The organism is Desulfosarcina widdelii, assembly GCF_009688965.1.
In the GTDB taxonomy this organism is placed as follows: Bacteria; Desulfobacterota; Desulfobacteria; order Desulfobacterales; family Desulfosarcinaceae; genus Desulfosarcina; species Desulfosarcina widdelii.
On the sequence record NZ_AP021875.1, the window covers coordinates 2,793,244 to 2,811,712 of the forward strand.

Annotated in this window: 16 protein-coding genes; 8 read left to right on the forward strand and 8 right to left on the reverse strand. The window is 57.0% G+C overall.

What is annotated here, in order from left to right:
• Positions 1–11: 11 nt before the first annotated feature.
• Entirely contained in the window at positions 12–470 is a 459-nt protein-coding gene (locus GN111_RS13135) for an Hsp20/alpha crystallin family protein (protein WP_155304187.1), read from the reverse strand.
• Between the two features lie 184 nt (positions 471–654).
• Here GN111_RS13135 and GN111_RS13140 point away from each other — a divergent pair, with 184 nt between their 5' ends.
• Together GN111_RS13140 and GN111_RS13145 are read left to right on the forward strand one after the other, a co-directional pair.
• The gene (locus GN111_RS13140; RefSeq protein ID WP_155304188.1) at positions 655–1,287 is read left to right on the forward strand and encodes a hypothetical protein; all 633 of its coding nucleotides are present in this window, start codon (positions 655–657) and stop codon (positions 1,285–1,287) included.
• Between the two features lie 146 nt (positions 1,288–1,433).
• Positions 1,434–2,246 carry a GIY-YIG nuclease family protein gene (locus tag GN111_RS13145; protein ID WP_155304189.1) on the forward strand — a complete coding sequence of 271 codons (813 nt, stop codon included), beginning with the start codon at positions 1,434–1,436 and terminating at the stop codon, positions 2,244–2,246.
• A 108-nt stretch (positions 2,247–2,354) separates the two neighbouring features.
• Here GN111_RS13145 and GN111_RS13150 read toward each other — a convergent pair whose 3' ends face one another.
• From GN111_RS13150 to GN111_RS13160, 3 genes are all read right to left on the reverse strand, one after another.
• Positions 2,355–2,969 (reverse strand): C40 family peptidase, encoded by a 615-nt coding sequence (locus GN111_RS13150; protein WP_155304190.1) that lies wholly within the window; start codon positions 2,967–2,969, stop codon positions 2,355–2,357.
• Positions 2,970–3,141: 172 nt separating this feature from the next.
• Positions 3,142–3,594, reverse strand: coding sequence for a MaoC family dehydratase (locus tag GN111_RS13155; protein WP_155304191.1), 453 nt, complete (start codon positions 3,592–3,594; stop codon positions 3,142–3,144).
• A 26-nt stretch (positions 3,595–3,620) separates the two neighbouring features.
• Entirely contained in the window at positions 3,621–4,922 is a 1,302-nt protein-coding gene (locus GN111_RS13160; RefSeq protein WP_155304192.1) for a helix-turn-helix domain-containing protein, read from the reverse strand.
• Positions 4,923–5,154: 232 nt separating this feature from the next.
• Between GN111_RS13160 and GN111_RS13165 the strand changes: the two genes are divergently transcribed.
• A complete protein-coding gene (locus tag GN111_RS13165) occupies positions 5,155–7,974 on the forward strand; it encodes a DUF1638 domain-containing protein (RefSeq protein WP_155304193.1) in 2,820 nt (939 codons plus the stop codon).
• 60 nt (positions 7,975–8,034) lie between these two features.
• Here GN111_RS13165 and GN111_RS13170 read toward each other — a convergent pair whose 3' ends face one another.
• Entirely contained in the window at positions 8,035–8,670 is a 636-nt protein-coding gene (locus GN111_RS13170; protein ID WP_155304194.1) for a TetR/AcrR family transcriptional regulator, read from the reverse strand.
• Between the two features lie 212 nt (positions 8,671–8,882).
• Between GN111_RS13170 and GN111_RS13175 the strand changes: the two genes are divergently transcribed.
• The 5 genes from GN111_RS13175 to GN111_RS13195 all read left to right on the forward strand — a co-directional run bounded on the left by GN111_RS13175 (position 8,883) and on the right by GN111_RS13195 (position 16,675).
• Positions 8,883–10,055: an efflux RND transporter periplasmic adaptor subunit gene (locus GN111_RS13175; RefSeq protein WP_269433834.1), complete on the forward strand. Its 1,173-nt coding sequence runs from the start codon at positions 8,883–8,885 to the stop codon at positions 10,053–10,055.
• 12 nt (positions 10,056–10,067) lie between these two features.
• Entirely contained in the window at positions 10,068–13,247 is a 3,180-nt protein-coding gene (locus tag GN111_RS13180) for an efflux RND transporter permease subunit (RefSeq protein ID WP_155304196.1), read from the forward strand.
• Entirely contained in the window at positions 13,244–14,659 is a 1,416-nt protein-coding gene (locus GN111_RS13185) for an efflux transporter outer membrane subunit (protein ID WP_155304197.1), read from the forward strand. The genes GN111_RS13180 and GN111_RS13185 overlap by 4 nt, the downstream gene beginning before the upstream one ends.
• A gap of 236 nt (positions 14,660–14,895) precedes the next feature.
• Positions 14,896–15,546 (forward strand): DUF6515 family protein, encoded by a 651-nt coding sequence (locus GN111_RS13190; RefSeq protein WP_155304198.1) that lies wholly within the window; start codon positions 14,896–14,898, stop codon positions 15,544–15,546.
• A gap of 421 nt (positions 15,547–15,967) precedes the next feature.
• Positions 15,968–16,675, forward strand: coding sequence for a winged helix-turn-helix domain-containing protein (locus tag GN111_RS13195; protein ID WP_155304199.1), 708 nt, complete (start codon positions 15,968–15,970; stop codon positions 16,673–16,675).
• Between the two features lie 35 nt (positions 16,676–16,710).
• Here the strand turns inward: GN111_RS13195 and GN111_RS13200 are convergent, their stop codons facing one another.
• From GN111_RS13200 to GN111_RS13210, 3 genes are read right to left on the reverse strand one after another with little or no spacing between them, the layout of a single operon-like run.
• Complete coding sequence (locus GN111_RS13200) at positions 16,711–17,388, reverse strand: hypothetical protein (protein WP_155304200.1); 678 nt, start codon at positions 17,386–17,388, stop codon at positions 16,711–16,713.
• 42 nt (positions 17,389–17,430) lie between these two features.
• A complete protein-coding gene (locus GN111_RS13205; protein ID WP_155304201.1) occupies positions 17,431–17,763 on the reverse strand; it encodes a hypothetical protein in 333 nt (110 codons plus the stop codon).
• A 2-nt stretch (positions 17,764–17,765) separates the two neighbouring features.
• Positions 17,766–18,359 carry an RNA polymerase sigma factor gene (locus tag GN111_RS13210; protein WP_170302264.1) on the reverse strand — a complete coding sequence of 198 codons (594 nt, stop codon included), beginning with the start codon at positions 18,357–18,359 and terminating at the stop codon, positions 17,766–17,768.
• Positions 18,360–18,469 lie beyond the last annotated feature (110 nt).

An 18,469-nucleotide genomic window follows, 5' to 3' on the forward strand; every position in this document is an offset into this window, starting at 1 on the left:
AAGGTTAGGCCTTATTGAATTGCGATTTGCCGCGGTCTGGCTTTTTCCGCTTTCGGAATCGTCACGATCAACACGCCGTCAGCCAGCCTGGCTTTGACGTTTTCCGTGTCGATATCGTCGGGCAGAGCCACGGCTCGCGAGAAACGCCCTGCTTCACGCTCCCTTCGGTGGTAACGCGCATCGGCTGCCTCCTCGGAAATTCTACGTTCTCCTGCCAGGGTCAACTGGTTGGCCGTAACGTTGAGATCCAGGTCATTGGATTTTACGCCGGGCAGCTCCGCACTGACGGTATACGCGTCGCTATCCTCGCTGATGTTGATCGCCGGATAAACGCCGGCCCCGCCGCGGCCCGTCTGCCGATTGCCGAACACATCCAACAGCCGATCCATCTGTCTGCGCATTTCATCCAGGTCCGCCGCGGAAGTTTTGAAACGCCGCCCGGGATCGCCGAATAAAGTTCTGTAAATCATGCCATGCCTCCTTTTGGTGAAATCGTGAACACCGTTGCCATCGTATGGTGCCCTTTGCCGGTGCCCAAACAATATGACTGGATCAAATCTTGTCAAGAATGGTAGAAAATTTTTTGATTGCATTATTATTCATTTTTGATAAATAGAGGTAATATTATTTTAACGAACCGTTTGGAGATCGAATATGTCTTACGGAGACCCCAAAAAAAAGAACCCTTCCCCGGCATTCATATCCAGTTCAGGGTTGCGGGGACGGCAGTCGGTGCGGGCCACCTTTAAACTCTCCTCGGGCTGTATCGCGGCCATCAGCATCGTCGCCGCCCAGTTGGGCATCAAACAAAAATCCCTGTTCGACCATCTGGCCCAGGACTCCGAGTCCCTTAACGCCATTGCAAAAGAGGTCCGAAACGCCCGGGTCCGGGCGGAAAACCGCGTTCAGAAAACCTATGTGATCAGCAGGAGTTCCCTATTGCTGCTGGATGAAATCTCGAGGGCGTTCAATGCCCCCCGGGACGCTCTGGTCGAGTTCTCGGTACGGCGACTGCTGCCGGTAATCGACAAGGAACAAAAGCGATACGAGAGCCGCAAAGCCGCATTCGATGGCATTCGACGGCATTTCGAGACGGGTCGGCAGCTTCTGGACAATATGCGAGAGGAACTGGGAGAGGATGATCCTGTGGTTGCCAAATTGGATTCCGTGATGGAAAATTACGCCGGTGCGGCAAGAGCCATCGAAATATTTCTGGAGCGCACCCGCGGCATCGAGGATTTCGACCCCGAGGATCTCAACCAGATGGATGTGCAGTTCGAAAGGTAAGAGGCGAAAAAATAGACAGCGCGCTTATATTATTGACAGAACGGCCGATCTATAGGCAGCATAGCGTTTATTGAACGCAAAACCGTCTTGAACGCGCAGGGAGATTATACTCACAGGCCTTTCAGATAAGGATTGGAGCCCACAAGATGATCAAGCTCATCGATCTGCTCAAAATTGCCGGAATCTATTTGAACAGCTATAAAATCCACTGTGCGTCGAGCAAGGAGGACTCTCCTTTAGAAGCGTTCTTCGAAGGCCGCTTCAAGGCATGGCAGGAACACCAGAACCAGCAGAATTTCAAATGCGATGAAATCATATCTCTTATCCATCTCCAGGAAGACAAATGGCTGTTTGCCGGCATCTATCAGGTCCTGGGTGTCAAACACCGCAAAGAAGAAGATAACAACTGGTTCGAATACGGCACCAAGGAGATACCCGGCCTCGATCATCTTACCGGACGGACGGTGGTTCAGTTCCGCAAGGATTTCATCGCATCCCATCTCATCGGCACCAAATATATCGACAAGCTGCTGATTTCCGAAATTCGTGAAAAGCGGTTGCAGGTATCCGATTTTCCCGGCTACAACGCCGTGAATCTCCCCTATCCCATGCTACGTATCGTCGTAAGAAAAAACATGCCGCAATGGAAAGCGGCGTTGAGCGATGTCTCGGGGGTCTACCTGGTTACTGACACGCAAACCGGCAAGCATTTCGTCGGCAGCGCCTTTGGCGGGGACACGATCTGGCATAAATGGGTCTCTTTTGCCATCAACGGCCACGCGGACATCAAATCCCTGCGCCAGTTGCTGAGCCGCGAAGTCGGCGACTACCAGAACAACTTCCAGTTTTCGATTCTCGAAATCTGCGACCTGAATACCAACAGGGCCTATATCGAGTATCGGGAGGCGTACTGGAAGGCCGCGCTCTGCTCCGTCTCTCACGGGTACAACGAGAAGTAAGTTTTTTCTGGTTCCCATGCTTCTCGCGTGGGAACCCATGCCATACAATCGGCGCTCCCACGCGGAGCATGATAGTGAGGTTTACGGCGGTGTGAAACGACTTTTCTTTTACCCCTCCCGGATGACGATCTCTTCTCCCAGCCTGGCTCCGAGCAGCAATTCAGTCTTATCGCCTTCAGCGGAGAAGTTTTTGGGAGTGTACTCCGTGGCCGGCTTGCCGCCGTCTTCGCTGGCCGGCAGCAACCCCATTCTTTGATAGGCCTCGGCCACCAGTTCGCTGCAAAAAAGGCTGGACAGATCCTCCTCCACATGGCCCAGGGGGCCGTCCCACACGGCTTTGACCATCTGGACGATATGATCTTCGTACGGACGGTTTTTTACCTCCTGGCGGAAGCGGGAAAGTCCGTTCAGCATCGCAGGGGTCCTTTTAACGGTAAGGTGGCGAACCGCTACTCTGCCGTTGTATCCGTTCACCGCTTCGCTCAGGACATTGACCTGCACTCCGTTTTTCAGAATGCCGTCGAAAAAGTCCTTGGCTTTGCATACCGGCGTGCTCTGGTAGAGAAGGGCCACGTCCGGTTCTTTGACCCGCACCACCATGGCCACGTGGGACCAGGAGCACAGGGAGCCGATTCGCAGCCCCATGCTGATCAGCCCCTTGCCTGCAAACAGGACGATATCGCCGGTATCCAGCTGCTCGCGTACGTCTTCGTAGGTCGCCATTTCTTTTTCTCCCCGGTTCGCGTTATGATTATGGGTCCAGCCCGAACAAACAGCCCGGCCCGCGCCATTTTTTATATTTCGAAAACGAAGGGTAGAGAAACGAACGCAACGATAAAATAGGATGGAACTCCATCATTGCCGTATCAAAGGCAAACGAAAGGTACAACGCTTTTTACGAATCGTCCAACAACACTTCGAGAAGCTCTCTTTCCTGCGGGTTTGGCAAAAGGCCGTAAAGAAAGGCCTGAAGAACGATTTCGCCTTGCTGGTTGGTGAAAACGGCTTCCGCCTCGGCGCGGTTCTTCGCGTCCACCTGCGATAGCGTGAAGCGGCAGGTGACGGTGTCGTTGAGATAGACCGGTTTTTTGAATCGGAAGCTCATGCCCGAGGCCAGCCATCCGATCTGGCCGCCGATTTCGGTAATCATTCCCCCGATGAGAAGCCCATGGCAGACGCGTGCATCGAATCCCTTGCTTTTCACGAAGCCTTCATGGAAGTGAATGGGATTATGGTCCCGGGTAACGGCAGTGAATGCCGCAACATCCTGTTCGGTAAAGGTACGGGTCAGGGTGAAGGTATCGCCGGCCTTCAGCCCGGCAACGGTGCGGCGGCGGATGTCGGTCATCGAAAGACTCCGTTCTTCCAATCCCCTTATTTCTTTATTTTCACCCACAGCAACCTGGCTGTCCCCTCCCCCGTGTTCTTCCACTGGGAGGGCAGTTCGCCGGTGAGATAAATCACGTCTCCCGGCTGGGCGCGGTGAAGCCTGCTGCCCATTTCCAGTTCCAACTGTCCTGTGAGAAGATATCCCATCTCCTGGCCTTTGTGGACGAAAAAATGGGAACCGAGCTTCTTGCCTTCCGGAATCTCGACGATGAAGGGGTCGGCATCGGCATCGAAGTTGGGCGGCGATAATCGATAGCCGACCACATCGCTTTTGGGCAGATCGGCCAGACTCATGCGGATTCCTTCTCCGGAGAACACCACCTGGGCCGCGTCGTCGGACCGATCCTGGAACAACCCGGCCACCGGCACCCCCAAAACCTCGGCAATTTTATACAGGGCCGGCAAAGAGGGATAGATGGTGCCGCTTTCGATCTGGGAAATGGTGCTGGGCGTCACCCCCACCAGCGCAGCCAACTCCTTCTGGGCCATGGCCTGACGCTTGCGTATCTGTTTCAGACGGCCACCCAGATCGATATTGTTGCTTTTGCCTGATTCGCTTTCGAACGTTACAGCCAACCCATCGTTCCAATACACGAGGGGCCGGTTCAGGGCGTCGGGCTTGCGCTTGTCGGCCTTGAGAATCGTCAGGGCCGTTTTTCCCCGGCTTACGGTAAGATCGACGGCCACCTGGGCGATATGGTTGATGTTGGCCCGCAGGCGGTCCGAGTGGGCGCCTTTTTCCATAATCCAGTAGGCAATGGTGTCCAGTTCGTAAAGGCGCGGGCAGGCGTGGGAGTAAAATTTCAGGATGGCTTCCTCCCCGCCCCATAGATCCTGCATGCCGGTAAGCGAATCGAAGACGAAACGCACGTCTCCCTGCATGGTGGCGTGCAGGTTGTAGAAGGCTTCCGAAACGACACCGGGATCTTCGGGGTCGTTGATACACACAATCCGGTAAGGCCATCGGGCGCCGTTTTTCTCGTAGAACTTGCTGAACACCTCGCTGCCGTCCCCTTTTCCGTGGGTGAAGCAGTCCAGGATGGTCATGTGTTGGTTCTCGGCCAGGGGCCCTAAGTCTTCAAGCAGACTCTTGGGGGAGCGGTCGAAGCTGATGTAAATCAGCGGCTTGTTGCGGTTCTGGGATTCCTGAATGAAATTGAGGCTGAAGATCGACGCCAGACTGCCGGCATTGTCGTACCAGACCACATTGTCCCCGATAAACAGCCCCCCCAGCTGGCGATCGAGTTGGGGGACCCCCGACGATACGCGTGTTTTCTTTTTAAACATGGGTGCCCTGTCCGCTCGCAAAAGATTTTCCGTCATCGTTGCACGGGACGATACACCACCCTTCCCCCTAACGAAAGGGTAAAATTCATCAACGGTTCGTTTACCGGGCAGCTTCATTCTTCAGGGAATTGGATATCCTGAAAAAGAGTTGCCAAATCGCGTTCAGGTCAATACAACCCGAATATCGTTAATTGCAGGCAACTCGGCCGTTCGATAAAAGAGGTCTCCTTCCATGCCGGACGTCAAACCCATCGCTGTCATCGCCTGCGCCGTCTTGGGCGTGGATCTGAAGCATGTCTGCGGCCAACTGGGCTTGAAAGTCGAATTCAACTTCCTGGAGGCCGGGCTGCACGAAAGGCCCGGGGAATTGAGAGAAAAACTCCAGGCGGTCATCGATGCTATTTCCGCCGAGGGCCGGGCCCAACGCATCGTCATCGGCTACGGCGTCTGCGGAAGAGGAACCGTTGGCATCCAGGCCCGCGGGATTCCGCTGGTCATTGCCAGGGTGCATGACTGCATCGCCATGTTCCTGGGCGGGCCTGCGGCCTATCGTCGTGAGTTCGCAAAATTTCCCGGCACCTATTATATCTCCTCCGGGTGGCTCGAAAAAAAGGCCGCTCCCATCTCCCAACGCGGTCAGCAGGCCTGGTTCGGAGACAGGCGCGTGGTTCGCGCCGATGTCGCCGAACGCTATGGCGAGCGCACGGCGGACCGCACCATGGATTTTCTCAACTCCTGGCAAAAGAATTATCAGCGGGCCGCTTTCATCGATACCGGCGCTCGCCGGGAATCCCGGTCTGAACGCTACGCCCGCGAGATGGCCGCCGCCTATGGCTGGACCTACGAAAAAATTACCGGAAGCCCGGCGTTGTTCGAAAAGCTGCTTACCGCCACCGCGACAACCAAGGAAGTTCTCTTCGTAGAACCCGACCAGGTGATCGCCTTCGATGCGGCCCGCGAAACCCTCTCCTCCCGCCCGCTGAAGGACGACAATGGCGGCACCTGTCGAACGCTTGTGCTCGAAGAGACCGATGGTTCGCCCCCATCCAGCGCCCGACTGGGGTTGGGCATCGATGCCGGCGGCACCTATACGGACGCCGTGATCTACAATTTTGAAGATGGCGAAACCCGGTGCAAGGGAAAAGCCCTGACCACCCGCTGGGATTTCACCATCGGCATCGGCCGGGCCCTGGAAAAACTGAATCCGGATCTGTTGAAGCGGGTGGACATCGTGGCGCTTTCGACCACACTGGCCACCAATGCCATCGTCGAGGGGGACGGCCAGAAGGTGGGCTTGCTGATCATGCCGCCCTATGGCATTTACGATCCGAAAGATTATCCCCATGAGCCCAAAGCCTGGATCCGCGGAAGGCTGTCCATCGCCGGTGAGGAGACCGAACCGGTGGATGAAGCGCAGGTGAGAAAAATCGTTCGGGACATGGTGGCAGGAAAGGGCGTGCAAGCTTTTGCCGTTTCCGGATTTGCCGGCGCCATCAACCCGGATCACGAGCTGGCCGTCAAACGCATCGTCCATGAAGAGGCCGGGATGTTGACCACCTGCGGACATGAACTATCGGCGATTCTGGATTTCAAAATCCGTGCAACCACGGCCGTGCTCAACGCCCGCATCGTACCCCGCCTGGGCGCGCTCATCACCCATCTTGAGCGTGTGCTGAGAAAAAAAGGCCTGGGGGCGCCCATTGTCGTGGTCAAGGGAGACGGCACCCTGATCGGTTCGGAAATGGCAAGGACACGGCCGGTGGAGACCATTTTCTCCGGACCGGCAGCCAGCGTCGCCGGAGCCCGGCATCTCACCGGGCTGGAGGATGCCCTGGTGGTCGACATGGGCGGCACCACCACGGACACGGCCGCCTTGGAGCAGGGAAGCGTGCGGGTATGCAGCAGCGGCTCCACCGTGGCCGGTCGGCGAACCCATGTACGCGCCCTGGACATCCGCACTGCCGGCTTGGGAGGCGACAGCCTGATCGTCCGCGAAAAAGATGGCTTTCGCATCGGCCCGCGCCGGGTGGCGCCCGTCGCCTGGCTGGGCGCCAACCACGGTGATACCGTGGCTGCCATTGACTATCTGGCTTTCCGAACACACCGTTTCCAATCGTCCACCCGTAACATGCAGATCATCGTCGCCACCGGGACGGCGGACGATCTCGAGCTGACGCAACTGGAGCGACGGGTAATGGGACTATTGCGCCAGCGGCCTCATTCCGTCGACGAACTGATTCGCAAAACCGATGTGTATATCGACCGCCACCTTCCCTTGGAACGCCTGGAAGAAAGGTTCGCCATCCAGCGCTGCGGCCTGACGCCCACGGATCTGTTGCATCTGGCCGGCGAATTCGAGCGGTGGGACACAGCGGCGGCCGAAAAATTTTTCAAAGTCGTCGCCGAATTGGACGGAACGGATGAGATTCTACTGCGCGACCGGCTGATCGAGTCCGTGGCCCGCAGCCTGGCGCTGGAGATCGTCAAACGACAATTGGACGAGCAAGTCGATCCTGAAGCCCTGCACCACTGCCCGGTTTGCCGGACCCTGCTGGACAATCTTTTTTCCGGCGGCAACGGTCATTATCGCGTCCATTTCGATTTCAAGCGGCCGGTTATCGGCATTGGCGCACCCATTTCGTTTTTCCTTCCCCAAGCGGCCGCCATGATCAACGCCCGGGCCGTGCTGCCCGAGCACGCCGACGTGGCCAACGCCATTGGCGCCATCACCAGCAAAGTGGTCATCGAACGCCGGGTGCGCATCGTGCCCGCCGAAGGCTCCGGGTTTTTCGTCGAAGGCCTGTCCGGCGCCAGACGGTTCAAGGATTTTGACAAGGTGGATGCGTTTGCCAGGAACGAACTGGCCGGCATGGTAAGAAGACTGGCAAAGCTGGCCGGCACCAGCAGCCGAACCGTCACCATCGAAACCGAGGACCAGCTTCCCGAAGACGCCGGCGGCCATCCGGTTTTCCTCGGCCGGATCGTCAAGGCGCGTCTTTGCGGCCCCCCCGACCGTGTCATGGCCGGCGAACGGGTGGCTCAGTGCCCCTAATCATAAATCCACGAAGCGTTTCGGGATACTCAAGGCAAGACTGTTTTCAACTCAATCGACTCATTTTTTCAGATCGCGGATGGCCTTGATGCCGGCCAATGAAAAATGGATGGTGTGCTCGGCAATTTGATTGACCATGTCGGCGGTGAATTCTTCGTGATCCAGAAAATCAGCCCGGTTTTTGTTTAGCAGGATATATCCCCGGCATTGGTTGACGATGCTCAGCTCGCAAAGTCTGACGGTTGTTTCCGGCACATCGGACCCCATTACCTGACGGACCACACGATGCAATTCCTCCCTTCGGGGAGCCACTTCTTCCTTCCAGGCTTCGTCGATCAGGCCGGTGGGATTGGCCATTTCCATCAACTCCAGCCGCCGGAAGTGGTTTTTCTCTCCATCGACGAGCAGAACTTTGGCAATGAACCGATGGATCAAGAAAGCGAGCTGCTCTTCAGAGGAAACGTCTTCCGGAAGCGTGGCGACATTGGTCATGAATTGCTGCATGGCCTGCTTCCAGGCGGCTACGTACAGGTCGGTCTTTCCACCGAAATAGTAGTTGACGGCCGCCACATTGGCACCGGCTCGTCGGCAAATCTCTGAAACCTTGGCTCCGCCGTATCCCTTTTCTGCAAATATCTCACAGGCGACATCCAGCAGCTTCTGCCTGGTTTCTTTGCCATCTTTTCTCTTTGCCATGGATAGAATAACCTTTATGATGATTCGTACTTAACACAATAAACATTATTGAATGTTTATTTCAAATTAATTTTTAAAAAAAATATTTGATCTTGTCAACAGTTTTTGCTACACCTGCCGATATCAACTGAAAATGCCCGTTTCCGGACGGCCTTAAAATCGAATAACGATTCTAAGAAGGGACAAAAAAACCCATGCAAGCGTCACAACCAATGACTATGAAAAAAAAGATGGCGATCCTCTCATGCGCCCTTCTGGCCATGATCGGCTGCCAGGGTGAAAACCAGCAGCAGGCCCAGGCCCCTGCCGCGGCTCCCGCCCCCCAGGTCTCCGTGGTGACCATACAGCCGCAACCGATTCTGCTGACCACGGAGCTGCCCGGGCGCACGTCCGCCTACCGCATCGCCGAAATCCGTCCCCAGGTGAACGGGCTGATCCAGAAACGTCTGTTCACCGAGGGCGCCGATGTAAAAGCCGGTGATGTCCTCTACCAGATCGATCCCGCCACCTTCAAAGCGGCCCTTGGCAACGCCGAGGCCGCCCTGAGCCGTTCGGAAGCCACGTTGCCGGCGATTCGGTCGCGGGTCGAGCGTTACAAGGAACTGCTGGCCGAAAAAGCGGTCAGCCAACAGGATTTCGACGACGCAGCCGCCGAATTGAAAAACGCCGAGGCCGACGTTCAGTACTGGAAAGCCTCGGTGGAAACGGCGCGCATCAATCTGGCCTACACCCGCATCACTGCCCCCATTTCCGGACGGATTGGCCGGTCCACGGTAACCGAAGGCGCCATCGTGACCGCCTACCAAGCCATGGCCCTGGCCACCATCCAGCAATTGGACCCGATCTATGTTGACGTGCCGCAGTCCACCACCGATTTGCTGCGGCTGAGAAAACTCCTGAAGGAAGGCCAGCTCGACCAGAGCGGAAAAAGCCAGAACAAGGTGGCCCTGCTTTTGGAAGACGGCAGCACCTACCCCCACGAAGGATCGCTCAAGTTCAGAGACGTGTCCGTCGAGCAGAGCACCGGATCGGTCACCCTGCGGGTGGTTTTCCCCAACCCGGACGGGTTGCTGCTGCCCGGCATGTTCGTACGCGCCGTTATCAAGGAAGGTGAAAACCAGACGGCCATCCTGGTTCCCCAGCAGGGGGTCTCGCGGGATCGGCGGGGCAACCCACAGGCCCTGATCGTGGACTCCGAAGGAAAGACGGCCTTACGCATGCTCACCGTAGAGCGGGCCGTTGGAGATCAATGGCTGGTCTCAGAGGGCCTGGTCCCCGGCGACCGCGTCATCGTCGAGGGGCTGAAAATGCTGCGCCCCGGCACCCCGGTAAAGGCCGTTCCGTTCACCCCAAGCAATGCCGCAGCGGCCGGCGGATCGAATTAAGGGAGGCCTCCGATGTTATCAAAATTCTTCCTGGATCGCCCGGTTTTCGCCTGGGTGATCGCCATCGTTATGATGACCGCCGGCGGCCTGGCCATTTACAATCTGCCGATCTCCCAGTATCCACCCATCGCACCGCCGTCCATCGCCATCGAAGCCTATTACCCCGGAGCCTCGGCGGAAACGGTCGAAAACACGGTGACCCAGATCATCGAACAGAAAATGACCGGCCTGGCCGACATGCTCTACCTTTCCGGTGAAAGTTCGTCATCGGGAAGTTCGCGCATTGAATTGACCTTCGCCCCCGGAACCGATCCGGATCTGGCCTGGGCCAAGGTGCAGAACAAGCTTCAGCTCGCCACGGCCAGCCTGCCCGACGTGGTCCAGCGCCAGGGCGTCGAGGTCAGCAAATCGACCCGCAACTACCTGATCATCGTGGGCCTGGTCTCCGAGGACGGGAGCATGAACAACCACGACCTTGGCGATTATGCCCAGTCCAACCTGGAAAAAATCCTTTCCCGAGTACCGGGGGTGGGCGAGGTCGAATCCTTCGGATCCCAGTATTCCATGCGGGTATGGGTCAATCCCGACAAGCTGACCAATTATCGTCTCACGATGCAGGATGTCATCGGAGCATTGAGAAGCTACAACGTGGAAGTCTCCGCCGGGCAGTTCGGCGGGGCGCCGGCCGTGAAAGGTCAGCGACTGAACGCGGCCATCGTTGTCCAGCACCTGCTCCAGACCCCGGAAGAGTTTGCCGCCATCCCCATCCGCACCAATCCGGACGGGTCCGTGGTGCGCATCAGCGATATCGGACGCACAGAGCTGGGTACCGAGCGCTACGGCGTTGTCAGCAATTACAACGGCAAGCCCGCCTCGGCCCTTGCCGTCCGCCAGGCCGCCGGCGCCAATGCGTTGGAGACCGCCGACAACGTCAAGAATAAAATGGAAGAAATGAGCCGCTATTTTCCACCGGGCATGAAGGTGGTTTACCCCTACGACACCACCCCCTTCACCAAGGTGGCCATCGACGAGGTGGTCAAGACCCTGTTCGAGGCAGTGTTTCTGGTCTTCGTGATCATGTATCTCTTCATGGGGACCTTCCGGGCCACCCTGATTCCCACCATCGCCGTGCCGGTGGTGCTGCTGGGAACCTTCGGCATCCTCGGATTTTTCGGCTTTTCCATCAACATGTTGACCATGTTCGCCATGGTGCTGGCCATCGGACTGTTGGTGGACGACGCCATCGTGGTGGTGGAAAACGTAGAGCGCATTATGGCCGAGGAGGGGCTTCCCCCCCGGGAGGCTACTGCCAAGTCCATGGACCAGATCACCAGCGCCCTGATCGGCATCGGCCTGGTGCTGGCTGCCGTATTCGGCCCCATGGCTTTTTTCCCGGGATCGACCGGAATCATCTACCGCCAGTTTTCCCTGACCATCGCCGCTGCCATGCTGTTGTCGGTGGTGGTGGCCCTGATCCTCACCCCGGTGCTTTGCGCCTCCCTGCTCAAACCGGTACCGGCCGGACACCAGCCGGCCGATGGCGCCGTTTTCTTCCTGCGCCCCTTTTTCCGGTGGTTCGACCGTGCCTTCGACTGGTTTCGGAACCTGTATGTAAAACTCGTGGGCCGGGTGCTGGCCAAAAAACTGCGATACATGCTTATCTTCGTGCTGATCGTGGTTGCCATGGGGATGCTGTTCAAGCGCATGCCTACCGCCTATCTGCCCGACGAAGACCAGGGGATTCTTTTTGTTCAGGCCATCCTGCCGGGAAACGCGACCCTGGAGCAGACCGATGCGGTCATGGAGAAGGTCCAGAAGTTTTTCCTGAACAACGAAAAAGATGCGGTGTCGTCCATCATGACCATATCCGGGTTCAGTTTCGCCGGCCAGGGCCAGAACATGGGACTGGGTTTTGTCCACCTGCGTGACTGGGACCTGCGCGAGCGGCCGGACCTGAAGGTAACAGCCGTGGCCGGCCGGGCCATGGGCGCCTTTTCACAGATCAAGGAAGCCATGGTCTATGCCTTTCCGCCGCCGGCAGTCATCGAACTGGGCAATGCCCTGGGGTTTGATTTTCAGCTCCAGGACCGCGGTGGTATCGGTCACGACAAATTAATGGCGGCCCGTAACCAGCTTTTGGGTATGGCGGCGCAAGACCCGCGCCTGACCAAGGTCCGGCCCAACGGTATGGAGGATGTGCCCGAATATATCATTGACGTGGACTGGGACAAGGCAGGCGCCCTGGGCGTTCCCATTTCCAGCATCCACAGTACCATCGCCGCGGCTTTCGGCGGCAGCTATGTCAATGATTTTATTCAGGGGGGGCGCGTCAAACGGGTCTACATCCAGGCCGACGCACCCTATCGCATGCTGCCTGAAGACTTGAGCAAACTCTATATGCGCAACACCGAAGGCAAGATGGTTCCTTTCAGCTCCTTTGCTACCGGAAGCTGGACCCAGGGCTCGCCGCAACTGGAGCGCTACAACGCCTTTCCATCCATGAACATCCAGGGAGAACCGGCCGAGGGGCGCAGTTCCGGCGAGGCCATGAGCGCAATGGAAGAAATCGCCGCCAAGCTGCCCGAAGGAATCGGCTTCGACTGGACCGGGCTTTCCTACCAGGAACGCATGGCCGGCTCCCAGGCGCCGCTGCTTTACGCCTTTTCCATCTTCGTCATCTTCCTGTGCCTGGCGGCCCTGTACGAAAGCTGGCCGATTCCCATCTCGATCCTGATGACCCTGCCGCTCGGCGCCATCGGCGGTATTATCGCCTCCACCTGGCGGGGCCTGCCCAACGACGTCTATTTTCAGATCGGGCTGTTGACCACCATGGGGCTGACAACTAAAAACGCCATCCTCATCGTCCAGTTCGCCAAGGCACGTGTGGAAGAAGGCGCCCGGTTGACGGCAGCCACCCTGGAGGGGGCCAAGACCCGGCTGCGGCCCATCATCATGACTTCCCTGGCCTTCGGCTTCGGTGTTTTGCCCCTGTTTTTGGCCAGCGGGGCCGGGGCTGGAGCGCAACGGGCCATCGGAACCGGTGTGTTGGGTGGTATGATCACCTCCACCATCCTGGTGACCCTGTTCGCACCGCTTTTTTACGTGATGATTTACAAGGCGATGGGCAAACATCGAAAACGGGTAACCATGAAGCACATTGATGAGAAAGACTCAGGGGAGGCCATTTCATGAACAGGAAATTGACGATCCTAAACAGCATCATGGTTCTCCTTTTGGCCGCTTGCTCGTTTACGCCCGAATACAACCGGCCCGAGGCGCCCGTCTCGCAGGACTGGCCCGGCGGAACGGCTTATGAGAAAGCGCCGGTGGCCTTGGATGAACCGCTTGCCAGCGATATCCCCTGGCGCGACTTCTTTACCGACGGGCGGATGCAGCAAGTGATTGAAATGGCGCTTGAAAACAACCGCGATCTGCGGCTGGCCGCGCTGAATGTGGAGCGCGCCCGGGCCATGTACGGCATTCAGCGGGCAACGCTCTATCCTTCCGTGGACGCCACGGCGGACGCCAGCAAGTCACGAGTCCCAGCGGATCTTTCCTCTTCGGGAGAAGTTACACATCCCGAGCAATACAGCATCGGCCTGGGGATCTTTTCCTGGGAGATCGACTTCTTCGGTCGGTTGCGCAGCCTCAGGGAACAGGCCCTGGAAACCTTCCTGGCCACCGAGCAGGCCCGGCGCGGCACGCAAATTCTGATCGTTTCCTCGGTTGCCAACGCCTACCTGTCCCTGGCCGCCGACCGGGAGAACCTTCGTCTGTCGCAAACCACCTATGACGCCCAAAAGGAGTCCTACGATCTGATCAAACGGCGGTTTGACGTGGGGCTCTCCTCAGAGCTGGACCTGAACCGGGTAAAAAGCCAGGTCGCCGTAGCCCAGCGCAATATTGCCCGCTACACCCTGCGGGTGGCCCAGGACATCAACGCCTTGCGGCTTCTGGTGGGAAGCCCGGACCAACTGTCGAAAGCTTTGCTGCCCGACAATCTGGCCGGCGTCGAGCCGCCGAGCACCGTTACCGCCGGCGTCTCTTCCGAAGTTTTGTTGCTTCGCCCGGACATCCTGCAGGCCGAAAACCAGCTCAAGGCGGCCAATGCCAACATCGGTGCGGCCCGTTCGGCGCTTTTCCCCAACATCTCTTTGACCACCTCCATCGGGACGGCCAGCGCCGAGCTGTCCGGCCTGTTCAAGTCGGGGTCTGAAACCTGGCTTTTCGGACCACAGCTCTCCATGCCGGTCTTCGATGCCCGGTTGTGGGCGGCAGTGGACGCGGCCAAGGCCGAGAACCAAATCGCCTTGACCAACTATGAAAAGGCCATTCAGGAGGCATTCAGAGAGGTTGCCGACGTGCTGGCCATTGCCGGCACCATCGACGACCGCCTAAACGCTCAGCAGACCTATGTCGATGCAGCCTCGCAAACTTACCGGCTTTCGGACATGCGCTACAACAAGGGCATCGACGACTACCTGAGCGTTCTCGACGCCCAGCGTTCACTTTTCTCCGCCCAACAGGAACTGGTAATGCTCAAGCTGGAAAAATTGTCCAATCAGGTTCGGCTTTATGCGGTGCTGGGCGGCGGCACTCAGTAGCCTGGAGTTCCGGCAGTCGATCATCGAACATCCGTGCATGCGATTTACCGTTTGGGGGCAGGCACCTTGCCTTGCCCCCTGTCCGTAAGCAGCCCATCCCAGCCCGTCCGTGGCGACGTTTTCCTTGGCTGGAAAGCCCGGCCGCTTCACCTATTTTTCAGATCCGCGTAACCAAAAAATTCCGGCATACGACTTAATACCAGAAGGAAGCCCGTTTGTCGGAAAGGAATAATCCCATGCAAAGAAAAATCGTCACCAAAGTCTTCAAACGGCTGGTTCTGATGATGGCCGTTCACCTGCTTGTTTTTACAACCATCGCGACAGTTGTATATGCTCAACCCGGAAGAGGGCCTGGCCATGGCCCCGGCGAGGTTCTCCATAAAATGCCGCCCGACCATCGTACCGTTAATGTCGGCAACTCCAGATACTATTTTCACGGCGGCGCTTTTTATCAGCAAAGGCCGGGCGGCTTCTTTCCCGTGCATGCACCCGTCGGAGCAGTGGTATTCAGCCTTCCTGTGGGCGCCATGGCGTTATTGGTGGGGGGCATCACCTACTATCTTTACAACGATGTTTATTACCGCAGGGCCCAGCAAGGATATGTGGTCGTGGAGCAGCCCTCGGAGGTGGTAGCCGTGAAGGAAACCTCTGCCGTGGTGCCGTCTCAACAGATTACGGGCGAAACGGTAACGATCACCGCTGCACTGCTCAATGTCCGTTCGGGTCCCGGCCTGAACTTTCCGGTGGTCCAACAGATTCGACAACACGAAACGGTGGCGATCAATGGATACGCTCCCGAATGGCTGTATGTACAGCTTCCCGATGGCAGCTTCGGGTGGGTGATGCTCAAATACACTTCGGCATTCGATTCGAATGCTGCCGGATAGGCAATTCGCAAACCAACGGGCGGTGGATGGCCCGCCGGAGGCGACGCTGCCCTGCCACCGCCCGGTAAAAACCTTCCTTATCTCCAATTCACGTCGGTTTCATCGTGTAACCTTTTCCTTAGCTGCACCGACTCAATAAGATAAGCAATCCGTCGCAGTGTATGGCAGTTGTTTATAAAAGTGCCGAAAACGACAATCGACCCGGAGAATAGGCAGTGTCCATCCAGAAATAGGCAAATTTGGTCGAGATCGAGGCGCACGAAAAATTTTACCGCAGGTGCCCGGAGGAAATCCCCTTGGGGTGCATATAGTTGATATTTCGAGGATAAAATTTTTCTCGCAACAAAGATATCGGACAAATTGGTCATTTCTGGATAGAAATTAGATAGGGGTGTGCCTGATTCGGAGACGGAGGAAATGCATGGCAACCGGCGATACCATATTGATGATCAGTTGCGATCTGGAACTGGTCGAACAGATAGAAACGCATATGGAAGTCAACGGCTTCGGAACGAAAGCCCTGAATCCCGGAGAGGATCCGCAAGCCAGGATCGGTGAAATTTCACCGGCGATGGTCGTGGTTGATTCTACGATGCCGGGGATGAACGGATTTTTTGCGTGCCGGGAAATCAGGAAAGGATACGATGGCCCGATTCTTTTTCTGAATGGGGAAAGCGACGACCTGGATGAACTGCTGGCATTCGAAACCGGTGCCGATGATTACATTGCCAGACCGCTGCATCCGCGAATTATGGCTGCCAGGATCAACGCCCTGCTGAAGCGCAACCGCGTCCCCGGGCAATCGACCACGAACCCGGTTGCCGTCGGCGACCTGGTCGTCGATCCATCCCGGCGCGAGGCCTACCTCAACGACAGCCCCCTGCGGCTGACCACGACCCAGTTCGACCTGCTCTGGCACCTGGCCAACCACACCGGAACCGTGGTCAGCCGGGACGATCTGAATCGGGTGTTGTACAAAACCGATTACAACGGTATCGATCGCTCCATCGACGTATACATTTCAAGGATCCGCCGCAAACTCGGCGACGACCCGACCGAACCGGTCTACCTGAAAACCGTCCGGGGCGTCGGATACATCTTTACCGCCCCTAACGGCAACCGGATATAGAAAATCCAATCCGGAATTGACCGCCGTGGTTCGCCCTATGGCCTCGGTCCTGGCCTTGGGCCCCTTTCGATCCTTAGGCGTTCCATCTGCTTCCTGGACATCACATCGGACAGTCTGGCCTCGCCGTCCGACCACACCTGTTTCAGCTCGGCATCCATACGGTCGTGCAGAAGAAGCATCTCCTCGTCGAAACGGCGATGAACGGCATCGCTTTTCTTTTTCAGATCCTTTAGGATCGCCGCGCCCTTTTCCGCCTGGTCCGCCGTCAGACCGAGTTCCTTTTGCAATCGCGGGGCATCGAACAGCCCCCCCCTCTTTTCCGGCGGAGGCGGCGGTTTCATTCGTTCCATGCGCTTTTCAATTCTGTCCACCGTTCGATCCAGCTTTTCCTGCTGCGCCGGGTTCAACACTTCCCTGATCCGCAACAGGTATTGATCGAAAAGCTGCTTGAACACCGGCTGCGATTTTTTCCACAGGTCCGTGAACTCCCGGTGCATATCGTCGAACAAGGCATCGATCCGGTTTTGTTGTTCCTGCGACAACGTCAGTTCATCCATCTGCCTCTGGAGAATGAGTATCGGCGGCGGCGGTCCCTTGGGATCCATGAAACGTTTGATGCGGTGCTTGAAAAAAGTGTTGGTCCCCATCGCTCCAGTGAGCGCACCGAGAATGAATATCAGCAGAATACCTGCAATGACCTTCCATCTGTTCATCAGTCAATCCTTGATTCGTGTCCGTCAAAAACGGGCCACCGACTATAATCCAAATGGTTCGATCAATCCGAAGTCGATCGGATTATCCAAGGCCAGGGCCGCCATCTCGATGTCGGGGTTCAAACCGCTTTGAACCATCCATAGGGCGATGAAAAGGATCAGAACCCCGGCAACAGGTGCCAGACGCCACAGGTAGTGCTGAAACAGCCATCCCAGCGGAATTTGCCCTGGAGACTCGGGCAGCGAACGGATCCGTCTCAGGGCGTTCGCTTTCCAATCGGGATCCAGGGAATCCTGCCGGTGGCTTCCGGCCCCAAGATAGACGTCCTTTAGAACCCCTTCCACCCTTTTGCGCCCTTCATGGTCCCACCTCATGGCTACTCCTTTTCCCGGGTGATCATGTCTTCTATAATGGCCCTTAGTTTTTTTCGTGAACGGTGGCTCCTGACCTTCACATTGATGGCGCTCCACCCCAACAGCTTTGCGGCCTCCTTGACTGGAATCTCCTGAAGGTGAACCAGTTCAAGCACCATACGATCCTGCTCAGGCAGTTGGCACAATGCCCGGTTCAATACCTCCCTGGCTTCACTGCAGGCCAACCGGCGACGATACTCCTCTTTGGATTGCTGAATGGAAACGTGTTCGAGCCAATCCCGATGATCGGCGGTCAATTTGCTTACGACGGTCTCCTTGCGGCGGTATTGTTTGCGCAGATAATCGTAGGCCGCTTTTACCGCTATAGACGAGAGCCAGGCTTTGAACTTTTTCCGATCCCTGCAAGTTCCCAGGGACCGATAGGCCCTTACAAACGCATCCTGAACGGTCTCCTCCAATCCGGCTTCAGGCACGTGGTACTTGATACGATTGACGACCATAGCCCCATATTTGTTCATCAACAGCCCAAAGGCATCGGTATCGCCATTCAGCACCCGGTCGATCACTGCCGCGTCGTCGATTTCGGCGTCGGGCAAATCGCATTTCGATTGCTGATATCGCATATCGTATACATACAGTCGTTTGAATCGATGCAAGGGTTACGTTTTTGTGAACGCTTTCCCCTTCTTTATCGGATCGGCAGGAA